Raw genomic sequence first — 18,162 nt, 5'->3', positions numbered from 1 at the left:
CCAACCTCACACCCGATCACCCTCGCTTGCTTCACCCGACCCCGACCGCTAGCCGACCCTCATCGGTAAAGGCGTGAGTAAGCGAACATGCGGCGTGTGATGATGGGGCTGATGGCCGTTGCGGCGCTCGCCACGGCGGGATCCGCGCAGCAGGCGAACCGAGCAGGACCGAAACCCGGCATCGTCCGTGTCCGCTTCGTGACGTCGGAGGGGCCGATACTGCTGGCACTCGACACCCGCCATGCGCCGAAGACGACCGCGAATTTTCTGGCCTATGTCGATGACGGGCGGTTCGACGGGACCGACTTCTACCGCGCGAGCCGTCAGAAATCGTCGCCGAAGCTTGGCTTCATCCAGGGGGATCCGCACCGACGCCCGCCGCATCCTGCCGCCGTTCCCGCTCGAGACGACCGCGATGACCGGAATCAAGCATCTCAACGCGACGATCTCGATGGCGCGCGGGATGACCCCGGCGTCGGCGGGCGGCAATTTCTTCATAACGGTCGGCCCGGCGCCGGCGATGGACGCGCGCGCGGGCTATCCGGGCTATGCGGCGTTCGGGCACGTCGTCGGGGGATGGACGTGGTGAAACGTATCCTTGCAAAGCCGACCGGCGGTGGAATGGACGCGTTCAAGGACCAGATGATCCTGAAGCGCGTCACGCTGGTCAGCGCGCGACGGCTGGACGGGGTGGCGAAGCCGACGGGGTTGCCGCGGGCCTGGCTGATCAAGACGAGGCCTGACCAGAAGAAGTGACTTGTTCGTCTTCGCGGACGGTTCTTTGGCGATCGCGATCAACCACGATAACCACCCGGCAAAGGCCGGGGCCCAGATGGAGAGGTTGCAGTAACGGAGTGCAGCCGTCGCCAACGACTTTCCCCACTTGAGCCCCGGCTTTCGCCGGGGCCGTAATCTGAAAGTTGATCCTGGCAATCAGGCCATCAAGCTCAACGCGACCGCTTCCGCGACCTTGATGCCGTCGACCGCTGCCGAGAGTATCCCGCCTGCATAGCCAGCGCCTTCGCCCGCCGGGAACAGGCCGGCGGTGTTGAGGCTGACGAAATCGTCGCCGCGTGTGATTCTCACTGGGGAGGAGGTGCGCGTCTCCACCCCGGTCAGAACGGCGTCAGGATGATCGTAACCGGGGATCTCGCGGCCGAACGCCGGTAGCGCCTCGCGCAATGCGGTGATGGCGAACTCGGGCAGGCATTCGGCGAGGTCGGTCATGTGCACGCCCGGCTTGTACGACGGGATCACCGAGCCGAGCGCCGTTGACGTGCGCCCAGCGAGCAGGTCGCCGATGCGTTGCGCGGGCGCCTTGTAGTTCGAGCCGCCGGCGACATAGGCGCGTAGATTCCCAGTGGCGTTGCAACTCGATCCCCGCCAGCGGATGGCCGGGATAATCGCGCTCGGGGTCGATGCCGATGACAATCCCCGAGTTCGCGTTGCGTTCGTTGCGCGAATACTGGCTCATGCCATTGGTAGCGACGCGGCCCTCTTCGGAGGTCGCGGCGACGACCGTGCCGCCCAGGCACATGCAGAAGCTGTAGACCGTCCGCCCGTTCTTGCAGTGGTGCGACAGGCTGTACGCGGCCGCGCCGAGATCGGGATGGCCCGCGCACGGGCCGAAGCGCGCTTCGTCGATCCACGATTGCGGGTGCTCGATGCGCACGCCGATCGAGAAGGGTTTCGCCTCGACGTGGACGCCCTTCGCGTGGAGCATCTCGAACGTGTCGCGAGCGCTGTGGCCGACCGCGAAGACGACGTGGTTGGCTTCGAGATAGTCGCCGTTGCTCAGGTGGACGCCGCGTAATTGCCGAGTGCCGGCCTCCTCGACGATGTCGAGACCGTCGACGCGGGTCGAGAAACGGTATTCGCCGCCGAGCGCCTCGATCGTCTCGCGCATGCTCTCGACCATCGTTACGAGGCGGAATGTGCCGATATGCGGGTGCGCTTCGGTGAGGATCTCGGGTGGCGCGCCGGCCTTGACGAACTCGGTCAGGACTTTCCGGCCGAGATGGCGCGGGTCCTTGATCTGGCTCCAGAGCTTGCCGTCGGAGAAGGTGCCGGCGCCGCCCTCGCCGAACTGGACGTTGGATTCGGGGTTGAGGACGCTCTTGCGCCAGAGGCCCCAGGTGTCCTTGGTCCGCTCGCGGACGACCTTGCCGCTGGTCGAGAATGATCGGGCGGAAGCCCATCTGCGCGAGGATCAGGCCGCCGAACAGGCCGCACGGTCCGGCGCCGACGACCACCGGGCGGGGGCCGGTGTAGCTCGGGCCGCCCTTGGTGACGAAGCGGTACCCTGTATCCGGCGTACGCTGGACGTGGCGATCTTTCCGGAAGCGGGTGAGGACGGTGTCTTCGTTCTTCAGCGTGACGTCGACCGAATAGACGAGCTGGATGTCCATCTTGTCGCGGGCATCGTGCGCCCGCCTCGCGATGGTGTAGCGGATCAGGTCGCGCGGCGTGACGCGCAGCCGGTCGCGGATCGCGGCGGGGAGCGCTTCGTCGGCGTGGTTGAGCGGGAGCTTGAGATCGGTGATGCGGAGCATGCCCGCTCCTCTAGCGCCGCGCGGCGCGATCCGCCATCGGCAGTACTGGGCGCGAGCGCGAGAGGACATGATCATGCGGACCGACGACGAGCAGAATGCGAAGAGCGCGAAGCGCAAGGAGGTCCACGATAAGATCGTCGCGAGCAAGACGATCGAGAAGGGGCTGATCATCGTCCACACCGGCAAGGGCAAGGGCAAGTCGACCGCCGCGTTCGGCATGGCGGTGCGGATGATCGGGCACGGGCGGAAAGTCGGCGTGGTGCAGTTCGTCAAGGGTGCGATGGCGACCGGCGAGAAGGCGATCTTCGATGCGTTCCCGGACCTGTGCGAATTCAAGCCGATGGGCGAGGGGTTCACCTGGGATACGCAGGATCGTGCGCGCGATATCGCGGTGGCGCGCGAGGCGTGGGACGAGGTCAAGCGGATGATCGCGGATCCGACTTATGCGATGGTCGTGGCGGACGAGCTGAACATCGTGTTGCGGTATGAGTATCTGCCGGTCGACGAGGTGCTGGCGGTGCTGTCGGCCAAGCCCGAGATGACGCATGTCGTGGTGACGGGGCGGAACGCGCCGGATGCACTGATCGAGCGGGCGGATCTGGTAACCGAGATGACGCAGGTGAAGCATCCGTTCCGGTCCGGGATTAAGGCGCAGGCCGGCGTGGAGTTCTGACGCTTCGGCACGGCACCCATTCCGTCACCCCGAACCTGTTCCGGGGGCCACCGTCCCGCGCAATCCAACCTGTCGAGCCTGGGAAACGGTGGATGCCGGAACGAGCCCGGCATGACGGAGGGTTTGGTGAGATGGCGTGTATTGCACGCGACGCACCGCCCGCGTATCGCTCGATCTGCGACAGGTTTTCCCGATGCGGCAACGCGTAGGGAAATGAAAATGGGAACGGAAACACCCGGCTGCCCCTGCAACTGTACGCGGCGAGCCATCGTGCCTCATGCCGATTGGGATACTCCCGAGAAGGCGGCGCGGACGGCGTTGACCCGCGAGCCAGGAGACCTGCCCGTCGCGGTCGTCTTTCGTCCGGCCAGGGTGCGCCGAACGGACGGGTAACACCCCGAGCGACGACATCGCTTCGCGTCGCGCGGAGGCTGGAGGCGTGCGCCTTTTGCCCCTCGCGCGATGCGGGATCGACTGTCCGAAGGGGTAACTATGCCAAGTTCACATCATGTTACTACCGTCCGGGAACGGACATGCTGAAGCCGGTCGAAGACGGCGTCGCGGTGGTCGCGTGCAACACATGCCGCCATTCCGTCGACGCGCGAGATGACGAGCAGGGCCAGCGCGGCGGCGCGCGGCTCGCGCAGGCGCTGAAGACGGTGCAGGCAAGCGATCCGGCCTATGCCGACGTCGCGGTGCAGGAGATGCCGTGCCTGTTCGCGTGCCAGGATTTCTGCACGATCCACCTGCGCGCACCCGCCAAGGTCGGCTATGTGCTCGGCCGGTTCGAACCGACCGAGGATTCCGCGCGCGCGATCCTCGATTACGCGCGGCTCTACGGCGAGAGCGCGTTCGGGCAGGTGCCGTTCAAGCAATGGCCGCAAGGCGTGAAAGGCCATTTCATCACCCGCACGCCGCCCGCCGGGTTTGTCGTCGAATGACCGCATTCGCGACGCCCGCCGCGTTTCTGGCGGCCTTGCGCGGCTTGCCGCAGGCGGACGCGACGGCGCGATCCGCGGCGATCGCCCGGCAGGGGGAACTGACCAAGCCGCCGGGCTCGCTCGGACGGCTGGAGGATATCGCGGTCTTCATGGCCGGATGGCAAGGCAACCCGCTGCCGCGGCTCGATCGCAGTAGCGCGGTTGTGTTCGCGGGCAACCACGGCATCGTGGCGCGGGGTGTCAGCGCGTTCCCCGGGTCGGTGACCGCGCAGATGGTCGCCAATTTCGAGCATGGCGGCGCGGCTATCAACGCTCTGTCGCGGGCGGCGGGCCTTGAGCTGAAGATCGTATCGCTCGATCTCGACCGGCCGACCGCAGACTTCACCGAAGCCCCGGCGATGTCGGAGGAGGAGTGCCTCGGCGCGATCAACGCTGGCGCGGCAGCGGTCGCGGATGCGCCGGACTTGGTGGTGCTCGGCGAGATGGGGATCGGCAATTCGACGACCGCCGCGGCGCTGTGTCTGGCGAGCTTCGGCGGGTCGGCGAGCGACTGGGTAGGGCCGGGTACCGGCGTCGATGGCGAGGGCATCGCACGGAAGATCGCCGTCGTCGAAGCTGGGGTCGCGCTGCACCGGGACGCGCTGACCACACCGTTCGAGATCTTGCGGCGGCTCGGCGGACGCGAACTGGCAGCGATTGCAGGTGCGGTGGTTGCCGCGCGACTGGCGGGCCTGCCGGTGATGCTCGATGGGTTTATCTGCTGTGCGGCCATGGCGCCGTTGGCGGCGGCGTGCCCCGACATTCTCGCGCATTGCCTTGCCGGGCACGTGTCGGCCGAGCCGGGGCATCGTCTTCTGCTTGAGCGAATGGGCATCGAACCATTGCTGTCGCTCGGGATGCGGCTGGGCGAGGGCAGCGGCGCTGCGACCGCGACATTGCTGGTTCGAGCCGCGCTGGCCGTGCATGCCGAGATGGCGACGTTCGCCGAGGCGGGCGTTTCGGCGGCGTGAGCGCGTACATGCTGCACCTGATGCGGCACGGGGCGCCCGAAGTGGCGGGGCGAATGCTCGGACGGACCGACGACCCGGCGACCGAGGCGGGGATCGCCGCCTGCGTCGCACGCGCGGAGGGCATCGCGGCGGAACGGATCGCAGCGTCCGATCTGGTTCGCGCGCGTGTCTGTGCGGCGGCGATCGGTGAGCCGCGCGGCGTTTCGGTCGAGGTCGATCCACGCTGGCGGGAACTCGACTTCGGCACCTGGGACGGTTTGAGCCCAGCCGAGATATACCCCGCCGAGTTGGCCGCATTCTACGACGATCCCGATGCGTCACCACCGCCGGATGGCGAACGCTGGTCCGCGTTGCAGGACCGGGTCGCGAAGGCGTTGACCGCGATGCCGCCGGTTTCGACATTGGTGGTGACGCATGGCGGCGCGATCCGGGCGGCGCTCGCGGAATTGTGCGGGTTCGATCGACGGCAGATCTGGGCGTTCGACCTGCCCTATGCCGCGCTGGCCTCGCTGCGCATCTGGCCGGGCCCGACGCGGACCGTGCAGATCGTCGGGCTGGCTACGTGAAAGGGCTGATCATCGCGTTCGGCTTTCTGACCCGCCTGCCGATGCCGCGGGTCGAAATGGGGCCAGCGGATTTCGCCGCGGCGATCCGGTTCTACCCTATCGTCGGTCTCGTGATCGGCCTGATCGTCGCTGCGGCCGGATGGCTGGGTGCGCTGGTCGATCCGTGGATGGGGGCCTGTGCTGCCCTGCTGACCTGGATCGCGGTGACGGGGGCGCTGCATCTCGACGGGCTTGCCGACCTCGCCGACGGGCTGGGCGCAGCGCATGGCGATCGGACGCGCCTGCTTGCTGTCATGGCCGATCCGCATATCGGGAGCTTCGGCGTCGTCGCGATCGCCGGTCAGATGCTCGCCAAGCTCGTGCTGCTGCATGCCGTAGGGGTGGATTGGGGCTGGTCCTTGTGCCGTTCGCGGCGAGGATGGGGCCGCTGGCATGGGCGAGACTGTTGCCGCCACTGCGGCCCAGCGGGCTCGGCGCTGCGGTTGTCGGCGCGGTACGCGCGCGCGATCTGCTGGGATGGGGCCTGCTGCTCGCGCTCACCGCAGTTGGGGAGCCGGCGCTCATCGCCTTCCCGCTGCTCGTGCTCGGCGTCGCGGCATGGTTCCGGCAGACGCTCGGCGGCGTGACCGGCGACGCGCATGGCGCGGGAATCGAAATCGTCGAGATCGGGCTGCTAGTCGCGTTGGCGATGGCCGGCGCGCTCGCTTAGCGCAAGTAGCGCATCGAGATCGACATGCCGCTCGAGCGTTGCGGCGATCGCATCGAGCGCGGCATCGATCGACGCGCTATGATCGGGTCCGCTGGACGCGACGCCGAGCCGCGCAAGCCACGCCGCGCGTTGCTCCGCGAGCGCGAGCAGGCCGTGGACGTAGCTGCCCGACACCAGCCCGTCTGCACTCGTCGCGCCTTCGGGGCTGCCATCGGCGCGGTGGCCGGCCGGGCGTGCGGTCGCGGGGCCGGTGGTAGCACCCATGTGCATCTCATAGCCCTCGAACGCCGCGCCCTGCGTCCGGCCGCGCACCCTTTCCAGCGTCTTGCGGCCGGTGAGGACCGTGTCGATGTCGAGCAACCCGAGCCCGTCGACGCGCCCCGCCGGCCCTCGATCCCGTCAGGGTCGGCGATGCTGCGACCGAGCATCTGATAGCCGCCGCAGAGCCCGAGCACCGGTTTGCCACGGCGGTGATGCGCGCGGATATCGATGTCCCAGCCTTGCGCGCGAACGAAGGCGAGGTCGGGGATCGTCGCCTTCGATCCCGCGAGCACGATCATGTCGACCTCCGGGATCGGTGTGCCCGGCGGCACCATCACCAACGCGACACCGGGCTCGAGCCGAAGCGGATCGAGGTCGTCGAAATTGGCGATCCGCGGCGTGATCGGGCAGGCGATCGTGACGCGGCGTTGGGCACTGGCGGCGGGGCGTTCGAGGATCACTGCGTCCTCGCTCGGCAACCGTACCGCGTCGGCCAGCCACGGCACGACGCCGTAGCCGCGCCATCCGCTCCGCGCTTCGATCGCGCGATAGCCGTCGTCGAACAGCGCCGGGTCGCCGCGGAACTTGTTGATCAGGAAGCCGTGGATCATCGCCGCATCTGCCGGATCGATCACCGCGCGCGTGCCGACGATCGCCGCGATCACGCCGCCGCGGTCGATGTCGCCGACCAGCACCACGGGGACGTCGGCAGCCCGCGCGAACCCCATGTTGGCGATGTCGCCGGCGCGCAGGTTGATCTCCGCCGGGCTGCCCGCGCCTTCGACGACGACGAGATCGCAGCCTGCCGACAGCCTCTCAAAGCTGTCGAGCACGTCGACCAGTAATCCCTCGCGTCCCTCGCGCCAGCGCGCTGCGGCGAAGCGTGCCGCGCACCTGCCCGCGGACGATCAGTTGCGAGGTGCGGTCGCCCTGAGGCTTGAGCAGCACCGGGTTCATGTCGACGCTGGGTTCGACCCGGCAGGCGATCGCCTGCGTCGCCTGCGCGCGGCCGATCTCGCCGCCATCGGCGGTGACGGCGGCGTTGTTCGACATATTCTGTGGCTTGAACGGGCGAACCGACAGCCCGCGATTGGCGAACGCGCGGCATAGCCCCGCGACCAGCACCGACTTGCCGACGTCCGAGCCGGTCCCCTGAAGCATCAGAGCGCCCATGCGATCCCTCCGACGATGACGAACAGCAGCGCGCACGCCCGGCGACAGATGCCGAGCGCGGCGCGAAGATCGACGGCGGTCGCGTCGGCACGGCCGTCACCGATATACGGCTTGGCGACGCTGACCCCGTCATAGGCGATCGGCCCGGCCAGCCGCAGGCCGAGCGCGCCGGCCATCGCCGCTTCGGGCCAGCCGAGCGTTGGGCGACGCGTGATTCCCCGCGTCGCGCCACATCGTCCGCCATCCGCCGAGCCCGGCAAGGCACAGCAGCACGCCGCTGAGCCGCGCGGGGATCAGGTTCGCGACATCATCGATCCGCGCTGCCGCCCAGCCGAACGCGCGCCAACGTTCCTCGCGATGCCCGATCAGACTATCGGCCGTGTTGATCGCCTTGTAGGCCCACAGTCCCGGCAGCCCCGCGACGAGCAGCCAGAACAGCGGTGCGACGACGCCGTCACACACGCTCGGCAAGGCTCTCGATCGCTGCGCGTGCGACGCCGGCTTCGTCGAGCGAGGCGACGTCACGGCCCACGATCATCGCGACGCGCGCGCGGCCAGTCTCGAGATCGCTCGCGGCCAGCGCACGTGCCACCGGAACGACATGATCGTACAGGCTGCGGATCGCTAGCCCCGGCGCGGCCATGAGGCCGATCGCGATCCATGCCGCCGAGCCCAGCGCGTGACGGGCGAGCAGCGTCGTCGCCCACGCCACTCCAATCGCGATGGCGACGACCAAGGCCAATGTCGCGATTCCTGCGGCGCGACGATGGGCGCTCGATGCGGCGGGGATATTCCAGCGCGTCTCCGCCCAGCCGATCACGCGCGCGAACCCGCCGACCGGATGACCGATCCGGGCATAAAGCGCCGGCGGCCAGCCGATCACCACGTCCACCAGGATCGCCAGCGCTGCGATCGGCTCAGCCATCGGCAAGAGCCCGGTCGAGGCGGTCGAATGCGGCGTCGTCCCCCGGCACGCCGAAGCGGAGCCAGCGCGGCGCATGATCGAACGGACGCGTGAGGATACCCGATCGCGCGAGGCGTTCGAAAACCGCTGGGGCATCGTCGCTTTCCACCAGCCGGAACAACGGGCACGCGCCGAGGCTTTGCAGACCGTGCCGGCCGAGCAGCGTGTCAAGCCGGCCGGCGCGCGCGACGATTGATCGCCGAGCCTCCGCGATCCACGCGGTATCCCGGTAGGCCGCCGTGCCGTAGGCGACCGCGAGCGCGGAGACGGGCCAACTGCCCAAACGACGCCGCATCGCTTCCGCCTGCACGGGCGGCGCGATCATGAAGCCCAGTCGCACGCCCGCGAGCCCGAAGAACTTGCCGAACGAACGGAATATGATCGCCCGGTCGTCGGGATCGAGACGCGGGACGAGGCTGAACGCCGGTGCGATATCGGCAAAGGCTTCGTCGACGACCAGCCACGTGCCGCACCGGGCGATCCGCAACAGTCGATCGGGCGTATCGAGGGCACCGTCGGGATTGTTCGGGTTGGCCAACAGGAGCGTGCCGTCGCGGATCGGTGTCGATCGCGTCGCGCGGGATCGGTGTCGCACCCCCGATCGCATCCTCATGCGTGGAGTAGCTGGGCGTGACGAAGCGGACCGGCGACGGCAGGTCGAGGCTATCGAGCGCGCGAAGGCCGATCTCGCTGCCCGGCAAGGCGACGACCCGATCCACGCTGGCGCCGAACATCGCCGCCGCGGCCGCTTCGAGATCGCGGATGGCGGCCGGGGAGGGTAGTTGTTGCAGATCGACCGGTGGCGCGCGGTCGGCGGGCCAGGGGCATGGATTAATGCCGGTCGACAGATCGAGCCACGGCTGAGGCGCACCCGGATAGCAGGTGGCGGCGATGTCGATCCGTCCACCATGGATGCGCAGGGCCTTCATTCCGTCGTCAGTCCCATGGGCTTTTGCTTGATCTTCGCGGCGTCATCGTCATTCCGGGTGGCGGCCGCAAGCACGAAGGACATGACATGGTGCAATCAGTTGGAGCGGCGTTCGGTAAGAGCCTGTTCGTGCTCGGTGGCGCGCGCTCGGGCAAGAGCCGTCATGCGCAGCAAACCGCCGAGGCGATCGCGACGGCCCAGCAACTCAAGCTCGTCTATGTCGCGACCGCACAGGCGTTCGATGGCGAGATGACCGATCGGATCGCGCGCCACCGCGCCGATCGCGACGACCGGTGGGAGACCATCGAGGCACCGCTGGCGCTGCCCGACGCCCTGCTTGCCGCCGACGCGATCGATACCGTCCTGCTCGTCGATTGCCTGACCTTGTGGGTATCCAACCTGCTGCTCGACGATGCGCCGATCGCGGCGCGGACCGATGCGCTGCTGGATGCGATCGGTCGGCTCGAAGGGCGGATCATCGTGGTGTCGAACGAGGTCGGGCTCGGGATCGTGCCGGACAACGCATTGGCCCGCCGGTTCCGGGATGCCGCGGGGTTTCTCCATCAGCGCATCGCCGCTGAGATGGATTCGGTCGATCTGGTGATGGCAGGCCTCGTCCAGCGCTGGAAAGGACCGCCGCGTCCGTAGCGGCATGCAATCGAAGACGCCGAACCTTCCTCGATTGCAATTGGCTTTTCGCTCTAATCGCGAGCATAGGTAGATGACGCAATATTGGGGGGTTCTATGCATAGCAAGGTGCAAACGATCGCGCGGCTGAAATCGATGGTTTTTCTTATCGAAGAAGCGCTTCGAATCGCCGACGAGGGGATAATGCGTTGCTCGGCGCAAAACTCAGTGACTGTATCGATAACCTTCAGACCGCGCTCGTCAAAATCGGATCGCAGGTCGAAGTCGGTCGTCGAATCATCAAGGATTCCCTGCCGATGGCGCCTGCATCACTCGCGATCTGACAACGAATGCTTGATTTATACGTTGGTTAGGTGATCCGGATGACCGCGTGCTCGATATCGGGCACGTCTGAACTGAAATTTACACTTAAATCCTGATCCATGTTTGCGGTTCAGTGCTGACATATATCTAAACGCCTTTGTTCGGACTATGTTATTGCCGTTCATCGTTAGCCGTTTTTTGGGCCCTGACGACCGAGAGATGCATGTGCTCCCGCCCCGATATTTGCGGGAATACGCTATGATCTCGACATCCAGTCCCTTGGCCCTGATGGTGCGCAAGCTCGAAACCCATGCGACGCTGAACGCAGACGACCGTGCGGCATTGCTCGCGCTGCCCTATACGCTCCGCACCTACGAGCCGTCCTCGTATCTGGTTCGCGAGGGCGACGCGCCGGAGCAATGTGCGGTGCTGTTGTCCGGGTTCGCCTATCGCCAGAAGCTGACGGGTTCGGGGATGCGCCAGATCGTCTCGCTGCATATCCCGGGCGATGCGCTCGATTTCCAGCATTTGTTCCTCGACGTCGCCGACCACAACGTCCAGACGCTGACCCGCGCGGAGGTCGCAACGATCCCCAGGACGGCGTTGCGTGACCTGGCCCGCAAACGTGCTTCGATCGGCAATGCGATCTTCGTCAACACATTGGTGGAGGGGTCGATCTTTCGCGAATGGATCCTGAACATCGGGCGCCGCGATGCGCGGTCGCGACTGGCGCATTTCCTATGCGAATTCGCCATCCGTCTCGACATGCAGGGGCTGACCGGAGCGGGCGATTACGAATTGCCGATGAGCCAGGAACAGCTTGGCGATGCACTGGGCCTGACCGCGGTACATGTGAACCGAACGATCAAGTCGCTCGAAGCCGATGGCCTGATCAGCCGTAACCGGCGCAGGATCAGCTTTCCCCAATGGGACGCGTTGCGCGAACTCGCCGATTTTTCCAGCCGGTACCTGCATCTCGCCCAGCAGAAGATCTAGCGCCCGAACTCAATCGTCGCGGGTATGGGAAACCGAATCGATGATCCGGCCGCCCGCCATGAAAACGGCGATCGGGCACGCCGCGAACAGGAGCCAGCCGCCATATCCGGGGTATTGCTGGAGATAGTGCATCCCACGCTCCACTGCGCCGAGGCCGAGGCCGTAGATCACGAGGAAAGCCTCGAACTTGGTCTTGATGACGAACAGGCGAGTAAAGCGGGTCCACATGGCGGGCATCTCAGCAAGATACGTACCAGTGGCGGTTCTGCGCGGTTTCGGTCGGTGCCGGCGTGGTTAACTGTAAATTAACCCGACGATCGAGTGCGGATTTCTGGCTGTCAGAGACGCGGCACATGGGTGACGCGGTCGGCTTCGCGGACGTCCAGGGCGCGCGCGCAAGCCTCGGCTAGCACGACGCCGTCGTCGGTCTCGCGAACCTTGCCGAACGCCGCGCGGAAGTCGGCGAGATGGCCTGCCGCAACCAAGGCGTCTTTGCCGTCGTCACCGTCGATCGCCACCACGCTGCTGGTCCGCGCGTCGGCGATAGACCGGACCTGATCGGTGCGTGCGGTCATGGTCGGGCCGCCGTCGAAGATGTCGACGTAATTCTCGAACGCGAAGCCTTCGTTCTCCAGCATCCGCATGGCTGCGCGACCCGAAGGATGCGGCAGGCCGATCGCCGCGCGTGCGCTCTCGGTCAGCATCGCGGTGTAGATCGGATGTTTCGGCATCAGGTCGGCGATGAACTGGTGGCCGTTGATCGCATTGAACTGGTCCGCGTCCTGGAAATTCATCCCGAAGAAGCGGCCCGCGAGGCCGTCCCAGAACGGTGAGCCGCCGGCCTCGTCGATCACGCCGCGCAGTTCGGCGAGGATCCGGTCCGCGAAGCGCGCGCGGTGCATCTTGATGAAGAGGTAGCGGCTTCGTGCGAGCAGCAGCCCGAGGCCACCGGCGCGTTCGCCGGGATGGAGGAACAGCCCCCGACTTCGCTCGCGCCTTCGAGGTCGGTGGCGAGGGTCAGCATGTCCGCGCGGAAAGTGCGGTTCAGTTCGCGGCTATGCTGGGTGAGCTGGCCGATCCGGTAGCTGTAGAACGGGTAGCTCTGTCCCACCTGCGTGAAGATCTGGCAGGTGCCGCGCACCTCCTGCGTCTCGATGTTTTCGAGGATGAGGACGAACAGCTCGTCCTGGACCGGGCCATCGGTGCGCGCGAAGGCGGCGTGGCTGCGTTCGAGCTTGGCGGTCAGCGCGCGTCGGTCGGGCGGCAGGTTAGTGAAGCCGCCACCGGTGAGCTTGGCCATTTCGTAGAGATGCTGGAGATCGGCATCGACCGCGGCTCGAATCCTGAAGCTCACAAGCGGCCCTCCGCGATACGCAAAATGGTGACGGCCGACAGCGCCCCGCGCTCGGCCAGGCTGTCGGGGATCATGAATTCGTCGGTCGAATGGATCGCGCCACCGCGAACGCCCATCGTGTCGACGACCGGCACGCCGGCGGCGGCGATGTTGTTGCCGTCGCAAACGCCGCCGGTCGCCTTCCAGGCGATGTCGAGGCCGAGGTCCGCACCCGATGCCTTGACCAGATCGAACAGCCGCGCGGCGCCCGGGTCGATCGGCTTCGGGGGCGATTGAAGCTGCCATGGACCTCGATGCGGACGTCATGCTCGGCAGTGACCATCGCGACGGCGGAGTCGATATGCGACTGTGCGCGCGTGATCTCGTCGAGCGTCGCGGGGCGGAAGTTGATGCGCAGGATGGCGAGGTCGGGCACGACGTTGTTCGGGCCGCCGCCCTCGATCCGTGCCGGGTTCACGGCGAGGCGGGGCCCGCGCACCTTCGACAGGCGCACCGCGATGTCGGCCGCTGCGACCAGCGCGTTGCGGCCGTCCTCCGGGTTGCGACCAGCATGCGCGCTGCGGCCATGGACGATGATCGAGAAGTTTCCGTGCCGCCACGCGCACCGGCGAGCGTACCGTCGGCAAGCGCCGGTTCGTAGGTCAGCGCGGCGACCTTGCCGTGCGCGGCGCGGGCCAGCAGCGCGGCCGAGGAGAAGGAGCCGGTCTCTTCGTCCGAGTTGATGACCACGTCATAGCCGATCCGGGCGGCGAGGGGCTGGCTTCGACCGCCCGGAGCGCCGCCAGCATGACGGCGAGGCCACCCTTCATGTCGGCGACGCCGGGGCCATTCAGCCGGCCGTCTTCGAGCCACTGGAGCGATTGGAACGCGTGATCGACCGGGTAGACCGTATCCATGTGCCCGGTGAACAGCATGCGGACCGGCGCGTCGGGACGCACGACGAGATGCAGGTGCTTGCCGTGCTCGATCGCCGAGACCACGCCTTGCGCACCAACGCTGTCGACCGGGGTCGGCTCGACCATCGTGATCTCGCCCGGCAGGCTCGCGAACGCATCGCCGAGCAATCCCGCCATCGTCGCGAGCCCCGTCAGATTGCGCGTGCCGCTGTTGATAGCGGCCCACGTCTCGACCTGGGCCAACATGGGTGCAGCGCTCGCCGTGTCGACGGCATCGCGCTCTATCGTTGAAAGTCCCCTCATCGCCTAACCCTAGCGAGGCCGGGCGCGCGTGGGAACAGCGTCAGAAGCTGTAGACCAGCGATGCGCGGCTGGTGGTGTCGGTCGAAACCGAGCCGACCGGCGGTTCGCTTTCATACTGGACGCTGTATGACAGCGCGGCGGATAGCGGCCCGATCAGCTTTGCGTTGAGCGACGTCGTACCGCTGAGCGTGCTGTTGTAGCGCTGCACATAGGCGGACGCGACCTGGCTGACCGACAGTCCGCTGAGAATGCGGATGCTGAAGTTCGCGGTGCCACGTGCCGCGATGCTGCTTTGCACGGTATTGTCGGTGAACTCGGTATCGCGATACGCAGGCCCCAATTCGAGATCGAGTTTAGTGCCCGCGGTCTTGATTACGCTGTAGCCGGCACCGACCGACGTCGAGTAACGGTTGAAATAGCCCAGGAAGCGGTCGCTTTCATACTGGGCGACGCCGTAGATATACGCGCGATCGTCGACCTTGTAATTGGGTTCGTACGAAGCGAGGTAATGCTCGCGCGTGGTGATGTTGAGGTTCGACTGATAGTCGGCCTGCGCATGGAACTTATGCCGCCAGCGAAGACCTTCGCGGTTCAGGTCCAGCACCGCCGTCCCGCCCGCGGTGTCGGAATTGCCCGTCGTCAGATAGCCGCCGACCTCCGCCTTACCGCTCCACAAGTCGAGAAAGCTCGCCTGGCGGATAACCTGTGTGCGCTGCGCTGCGCGGTCGGCCTTCCACTTCTCGGCGATCGCCAACACCGCGTCGCCGCTGAGCGGATCGGCGGCGCGAGCGTATTTTGCGACCGTGTTGACGTCCGCCTCGTTCCCCGACTCCAGCGCCGCATCGAGCATCGCGCGGATCGTTTCTGGGATCATCACCGATTGCGGATCGGGCGCGTTCGCCAGCAGCAGCGGGGCGAGAAGGAGAAGGGATAAGCGAAGCACAGCCGTTCCGTAGCGGCAGTGCAGCATATTGGGAACTGCTCAGCGCTGGCCGGTTGCGCCGAGATGTGGCGCGAAGGCGGCGAGTACCTGTTCGTAGAGCGCCTTCTTGAACGGCACGATCAGCCGCGGCAGGTCGGCGGGATCGCTCCAGCGCCATGCACGGAATTCCTCGTGCTCGGTGGCGATGTTCACGTCGGCGTCGGTGCCGAGGAAGCGGTACAGGAACCAGCGCTGCGTCTGGCCGCGCCATTTGCCCTTCCAGACCTTGCCGAGCAGTTCTGGGGGAGGTCGTAGACGAACTCGCCGGCGGCCTCCGCAATCAGTTCGACCTTGTCGGGCGTGACTCCGGTTTCCTCGCCGAGTTCGCGCAGCGCGGCGGCTTCGGCGTCCTCGCCGGGATCGATCCCGCCCTGCGGCATCTGCCATGCCTCCAGCGGCGAATCATTGCGCTGGCCGACGAAGACCTTGCCCTCGGCGTTGATCAGCATGATGCCGGCGCAGGGACGGTAGGGGAGGGTCGAAACGTCGGTCAAAATAGTCTCCGCAACGCAGGTACTTGGGGCTCGGGCAGCTTGGGTCTCGGGCATCGCGCTCCTACCTACGGAGCATGATCCATGTCGTCCACCATCCCGACTATGTCACGCCAGCGCCTGCGCGTTCGACCTACCGTTGGAACAAGAACGGGCTGATCCGCGACCTGCTGCTCGACAAAGGCGATGCCGTCGCATGGCATCGCGCCGAGACGACGCCGACTGCGTGGCTAGAGGCGGTGCATGACGAGGATTATGTCGCCGAGGTGCTTCGCGCGGACGTGCCGAAGGAGAAGGAGCGGCGGATCGGGTTCCCGGTGACGGAGGCGGTGGCATCGCGCGCGGCGATCGTGCCGCACGGGACGTGGCTCGCGGCCTGCCTCGCGCTGGAGCACGGGTTTGCAGCGAATACGGCGGGCGGGAGCCATCATGCACTGTCGAATACCGGCGCCGGGTTCTGCGTGTTCAACGATCTCGCGGTGGCGGCGGCGCGGTTGATCGACGAGCGCCGCGTGGCGCGCGTGCTAGTGGTCGATTGCGACGTGCATCAGGGCGACGGGACCGCGGCGCTGCTGGCGGGACGGCCGGAGATCGCGACCTATTCGATCCACGCGGAGAAAAATTTCCCGGTGCGGAAAGCGCGATCAACGGTCGACGTGCCGCTGCCCGACAAGGTCGGCGACGAGGTTTATCTGGCGACGCTGGAGTCGACGCTGGTGCCGTTGCTCGACGAGTTTCGGCCGGAGCTGATCCTGTATCAGGCGGGGGTGGATCCGTTTGATGGCGATCGGCTTGGGCGGTTGTCTTTGACCTTGGACGGTCTGGCACAGCGCGAGCGGCTGGTCGGCAGCCTCGCGATCGCGCGGGGCTTGCCGCTCGCGAGTACGGTCGGCGGGGGATACGGCGAGGATGCGCTGGCGATCGCGGAACGGCACGTCGCCGCGATCATGACGCTCGGCGAAACTTTTGCGGCTGCGCGTGACGCCGGACTGCGGGTTGGTGCATTGAACGCGCGATGACGACACCTTCTTTGCTCTGGCTGCGCCAGGACCTCCGCCTTCACGATCAACCCGCGCTCATCGCAACCGCGCATGCGGGACCGGTGATCCCGGTCTATGTGCTCGACGACGATGCGCCGGGGAAATGGAAGATGGGCGGGGCGCAGCGCTGGTGGCTGCATCATACGCTCGACGCGTTCAGCAAGGCGTTGGCCGACAAGGGATCGAAGCTGATCTTGCGGCGCGGGGACGCGGTCGAGGTTCTGACGGCGCTGATGGAGGAAACCGGCGCCGGGCAGGTGCATGCGATCCGGCATTACGAGCCGTGGTGGCGCAAGGCCGAGGCCGCGCTTGGCGATCGATTGTGCCTGCATGACGGCAATCATCTGGCGCGCGTCGAGGACGTGAAGACGGGGTCGGGCGGGCAGTTCAAGGTGTATTCGTCGTTCTGGAAGGCGCTCAACCAGATGATGCCGCCGGGCGAGCCCGAGCCTGTACCGCGGACCATCCCGGCGCCGTCGAAGTGGCCGAAGAGCGAGAAGCTCGAGGACTGGGACCTGCTGCCGACCAAGCCGGACTGGTCGACGGGGTTCAAGGACTGGACGCCGGGCGAGGCGCAGGCGTTGAAGAATGCGAAGGCGATGGCGCCGATCGTCGAGGCGTATGACGTCGATCGCAACATGCCGTCGATCGAGGGCACGTCGCGGCTGTCGCCGCATCTGCATTTCGGGGAGATATCGCCGCGTACCGTGTGGCATGCGGTCGACGGGCACGGCGACGCGACGACGTTCCGCAAGGAACTCGCATGGCGGGATTTCACCGATGGCGTGGTACTGACGATGCCGGATTACGGCGATACGAACGGGCGGCCGAAGTTCGACAAGCTCCCTTGGCGGTCGGGCAAGGCCGCCGATGCGGACCTCAAGGCGTGGCGGGAGGGCAGGACCGGCTATCCGATCGTCGACGCCGGGATGCGCCAGCTCTGGGCGACCGGGTGGATGCATAACCGCGTGCGGATGATCACAGCGAGCTTCCTCGTGAAGCATTTGCTGATCGACTGGCGCGAGGGAGAACGGTGGTTCTGGGACTGCCTGGTCGATGCGGATTACGGGAATAATGCGGTGAACTGGCAGTGGGTGGCCGGGACCGGGGTGGATCTCGAATATGTTCGGGCGGATCATGGCGCCGTTGTCGCAGTCGGAGAAGTTCGACGCGGGGGACTATATCCGGGAGTGGGTGCCGGAACTGGCGAAGGTCTCCGGGGCGGCGATACACGATCCGGAGGAATCCGGGTGTCGGCCGGGTGACTATCCGGCGAAGATCATCGGGCATCGTGAAGGGCGAGAGAGAGCGCTCGAGGCGGGGCGGCACGCGCGGTAGGGCCACGTCTACTCCCCTCCTGGAAGGGAGGGGC

The 18,162-nt window shown here is 66.7% G+C and carries 12 protein-coding genes, 9 pseudogenes and 1 riboswitch; of the genes and pseudogenes, 12 read left to right on the top strand and 9 right to left on the bottom strand.

Features of this window, described 5'->3' with window-relative positions:
- Nucleotides 1–87: 87 nt before the first annotated feature.
- Nucleotides 88–756, top strand: a pseudogene (locus AC0IX7_RS06130) (peptidylprolyl isomerase).
- 177 nt (nucleotides 757–933) lie between these two features.
- Here AC0IX7_RS06130 and AC0IX7_RS06125 read toward each other — a convergent pair.
- Nucleotides 934–2,552 (bottom strand): annotated as a pseudogene (locus AC0IX7_RS06125) (NAD(P)/FAD-dependent oxidoreductase).
- 67 nt (nucleotides 2,553–2,619) lie between these two features.
- Here AC0IX7_RS06125 and cobO point away from each other — a divergent pair.
- The 5 genes and pseudogenes from cobO to AC0IX7_RS06100 form a co-directional block, all read left to right on the top strand.
- Nucleotides 2,620–3,225, top strand: coding sequence for a cob(I)yrinic acid a,c-diamide adenosyltransferase (cobO, locus tag AC0IX7_RS06120; protein WP_471810863.1), 606 nt, complete (start codon nucleotides 2,620–2,622; stop codon nucleotides 3,223–3,225).
- A 165-nt stretch (nucleotides 3,226–3,390) separates the two neighbouring features.
- Nucleotides 3,391–3,586, top strand: a riboswitch (cobalamin riboswitch).
- A gap of 172 nt (nucleotides 3,587–3,758) precedes the next feature.
- Nucleotides 3,759–4,166 carry a DUF1636 domain-containing protein gene (locus tag AC0IX7_RS06115; protein ID WP_471810862.1) on the top strand — a complete coding sequence of 136 codons (408 nt, stop codon included), beginning with the start codon at nucleotides 3,759–3,761 and terminating at the stop codon, nucleotides 4,164–4,166.
- Complete coding sequence (gene cobT, locus AC0IX7_RS06110; RefSeq protein ID WP_471810861.1) at nucleotides 4,163–5,176, top strand: nicotinate-nucleotide--dimethylbenzimidazole phosphoribosyltransferase; 1,014 nt, start codon at nucleotides 4,163–4,165, stop codon at nucleotides 5,174–5,176. The genes AC0IX7_RS06115 and cobT overlap by 4 nt, the downstream gene beginning before the upstream one ends.
- A complete protein-coding gene (locus tag AC0IX7_RS06105) occupies nucleotides 5,173–5,742 on the top strand; it encodes a histidine phosphatase family protein (RefSeq protein ID WP_471810860.1) in 570 nt (189 codons plus the stop codon). Before cobT ends, AC0IX7_RS06105 begins: the two co-directional genes overlap by 4 nt.
- Nucleotides 5,743–5,783: 41 nt before the next feature.
- A pseudogene (locus AC0IX7_RS06100) lies at nucleotides 5,784–6,361 on the top strand (adenosylcobinamide-GDP ribazoletransferase); the annotation flags it as partial.
- Between the two features lie 54 nt (nucleotides 6,362–6,415).
- On the opposite strand, the pseudogene AC0IX7_RS06095 reads toward AC0IX7_RS06100, so the two are convergent.
- The 3 genes and pseudogenes from AC0IX7_RS06095 to AC0IX7_RS06085 all read right to left on the bottom strand — a co-directional run bounded on the left by AC0IX7_RS06095 (nucleotide 6,416) and on the right by AC0IX7_RS06085 (nucleotide 9,444).
- A pseudogene (locus AC0IX7_RS06095) lies at nucleotides 6,416–7,885 on the bottom strand (cobyric acid synthase).
- Nucleotides 7,873–8,810 (bottom strand): annotated as a pseudogene (cbiB, locus tag AC0IX7_RS06090) (adenosylcobinamide-phosphate synthase CbiB). Before cbiB ends, AC0IX7_RS06095 begins: the two co-directional pseudogenes overlap by 13 nt.
- Nucleotides 8,803–9,444 carry an aminotransferase class I/II-fold pyridoxal phosphate-dependent enzyme gene (locus AC0IX7_RS06085; RefSeq protein ID WP_471810859.1) on the bottom strand — a complete coding sequence of 214 codons (642 nt, stop codon included), beginning with the start codon at nucleotides 9,442–9,444 and terminating at the stop codon, nucleotides 8,803–8,805. The pseudogene cbiB and the gene AC0IX7_RS06085 overlap by 8 nt, the downstream one beginning before the upstream one ends.
- A 35-nt stretch (nucleotides 9,445–9,479) precedes the next feature.
- Here AC0IX7_RS06085 and AC0IX7_RS06080 point away from each other — a divergent pair, with 35 nt between their 5' ends.
- The 4 genes from AC0IX7_RS06080 (at nucleotide 9,480) to AC0IX7_RS06065 (ending at nucleotide 11,724) form a co-directional block, all read left to right on the top strand.
- Entirely contained in the window at nucleotides 9,480–9,713 is a 234-nt protein-coding gene (locus AC0IX7_RS06080) for a hypothetical protein (protein ID WP_471810858.1), read from the top strand.
- Nucleotides 9,714–9,864: 151 nt separating this feature from the next.
- On the top strand, nucleotides 9,865–10,425 hold the full coding sequence (cobU, locus tag AC0IX7_RS06075; RefSeq protein WP_471813760.1) for a bifunctional adenosylcobinamide kinase/adenosylcobinamide-phosphate guanylyltransferase: 561 nt from the start codon (nucleotides 9,865–9,867) through the stop codon (nucleotides 10,423–10,425).
- Nucleotides 10,426–10,613: 188 nt separating this feature from the next.
- On the top strand, nucleotides 10,614–10,748 hold the full coding sequence (locus tag AC0IX7_RS06070) for a hypothetical protein (RefSeq protein ID WP_471810857.1): 135 nt from the start codon (nucleotides 10,614–10,616) through the stop codon (nucleotides 10,746–10,748).
- 238 nt (nucleotides 10,749–10,986) lie between these two features.
- The gene (locus AC0IX7_RS06065; RefSeq protein WP_471810856.1) at nucleotides 10,987–11,724 is read left to right on the top strand and encodes a Crp/Fnr family transcriptional regulator; all 738 of its coding nucleotides are present in this window, start codon (nucleotides 10,987–10,989) and stop codon (nucleotides 11,722–11,724) included.
- Between the two features lie 9 nt (nucleotides 11,725–11,733).
- Here AC0IX7_RS06065 and AC0IX7_RS06060 read toward each other — a convergent pair whose 3' ends face one another.
- The 5 genes and pseudogenes from AC0IX7_RS06060 to AC0IX7_RS06040 all read right to left on the bottom strand — a co-directional run bounded on the left by AC0IX7_RS06060 (nucleotide 11,734) and on the right by AC0IX7_RS06040 (nucleotide 15,753).
- Nucleotides 11,734–11,952, bottom strand: coding sequence for a hypothetical protein (locus tag AC0IX7_RS06060; RefSeq protein WP_471813759.1), 219 nt, complete (start codon nucleotides 11,950–11,952; stop codon nucleotides 11,734–11,736).
- Nucleotides 11,953–12,062: 110 nt separating this feature from the next.
- Nucleotides 12,063–13,078: pseudogene (locus AC0IX7_RS06055) on the bottom strand (arginine N-succinyltransferase).
- A pseudogene (locus AC0IX7_RS06050) lies at nucleotides 13,075–14,277 on the bottom strand (hydrolase). Before AC0IX7_RS06050 ends, AC0IX7_RS06055 begins: the two co-directional pseudogenes overlap by 4 nt.
- A 40-nt stretch (nucleotides 14,278–14,317) precedes the next feature.
- Entirely contained in the window at nucleotides 14,318–15,220 is a 903-nt protein-coding gene (locus tag AC0IX7_RS06045; RefSeq protein ID WP_471810855.1) for a DUF481 domain-containing protein, read from the bottom strand.
- A 39-nt stretch (nucleotides 15,221–15,259) separates the two neighbouring features.
- Nucleotides 15,260–15,753: pseudogene (locus tag AC0IX7_RS06040) on the bottom strand (RNA pyrophosphohydrolase).
- Nucleotides 15,754–15,827: 74 nt separating this feature from the next.
- Between AC0IX7_RS06040 and AC0IX7_RS06035 the strand changes: the two are divergent.
- Both AC0IX7_RS06035 and AC0IX7_RS06030 read left to right on the top strand, forming a co-directional pair.
- Nucleotides 15,828–16,769 carry a histone deacetylase family protein gene (locus AC0IX7_RS06035; protein WP_471810854.1) on the top strand — a complete coding sequence of 314 codons (942 nt, stop codon included), beginning with the start codon at nucleotides 15,828–15,830 and terminating at the stop codon, nucleotides 16,767–16,769.
- Nucleotides 16,766–18,128: pseudogene (locus AC0IX7_RS06030) on the top strand (cryptochrome/photolyase family protein). Before AC0IX7_RS06035 ends, AC0IX7_RS06030 begins: the two are co-directional and overlap by 4 nt.
- The last annotated feature ends 34 nt before the right edge of the window (nucleotides 18,129–18,162 follow it).

This window comes from Sphingomonas sp. AC411, from assembly GCF_979253035.1.
Note: the sequence above shows the minus strand (reverse complement) of the source record. Positions and strands in the feature narration are given on the sequence as shown.

What these genes read in the sequence shown, in the direction of transcription:
- AC0IX7_RS06035 (WP_471810854.1), top strand. Translation starts at nt 15,828, where the DNA reads ATGATCCATGTCGTCCACCATCCCGACTATGTCACGCCAGCGCCTGCG.
- cobT (WP_471810861.1), top strand. Translation starts at nt 4,163, where the DNA reads ATGACCGCATTCGCGACGCCCGCCGCGTTTCTGGCGGCCTTGCGCGGC.
- AC0IX7_RS06115 (WP_471810862.1), top strand. Translation starts at nt 3,759, where the DNA reads ATGCTGAAGCCGGTCGAAGACGGCGTCGCGGTGGTCGCGTGCAACACA.
- AC0IX7_RS06065 (WP_471810856.1), top strand. Translation starts at nt 10,987, where the DNA reads ATGATCTCGACATCCAGTCCCTTGGCCCTGATGGTGCGCAAGCTCGAA.
- cobO (WP_471810863.1), top strand. Translation starts at nt 2,620, where the DNA reads ATGATCATGCGGACCGACGACGAGCAGAATGCGAAGAGCGCGAAGCGC.
- AC0IX7_RS06060 (WP_471813759.1), bottom strand. Translation starts at nt 11,952, where the DNA reads ATGTGGACCCGCTTTACTCGCCTGTTCGTCATCAAGACCAAGTTCGAG.
- cobU (WP_471813760.1), top strand. Translation starts at nt 9,865, where the DNA reads ATGGTGCAATCAGTTGGAGCGGCGTTCGGTAAGAGCCTGTTCGTGCTC.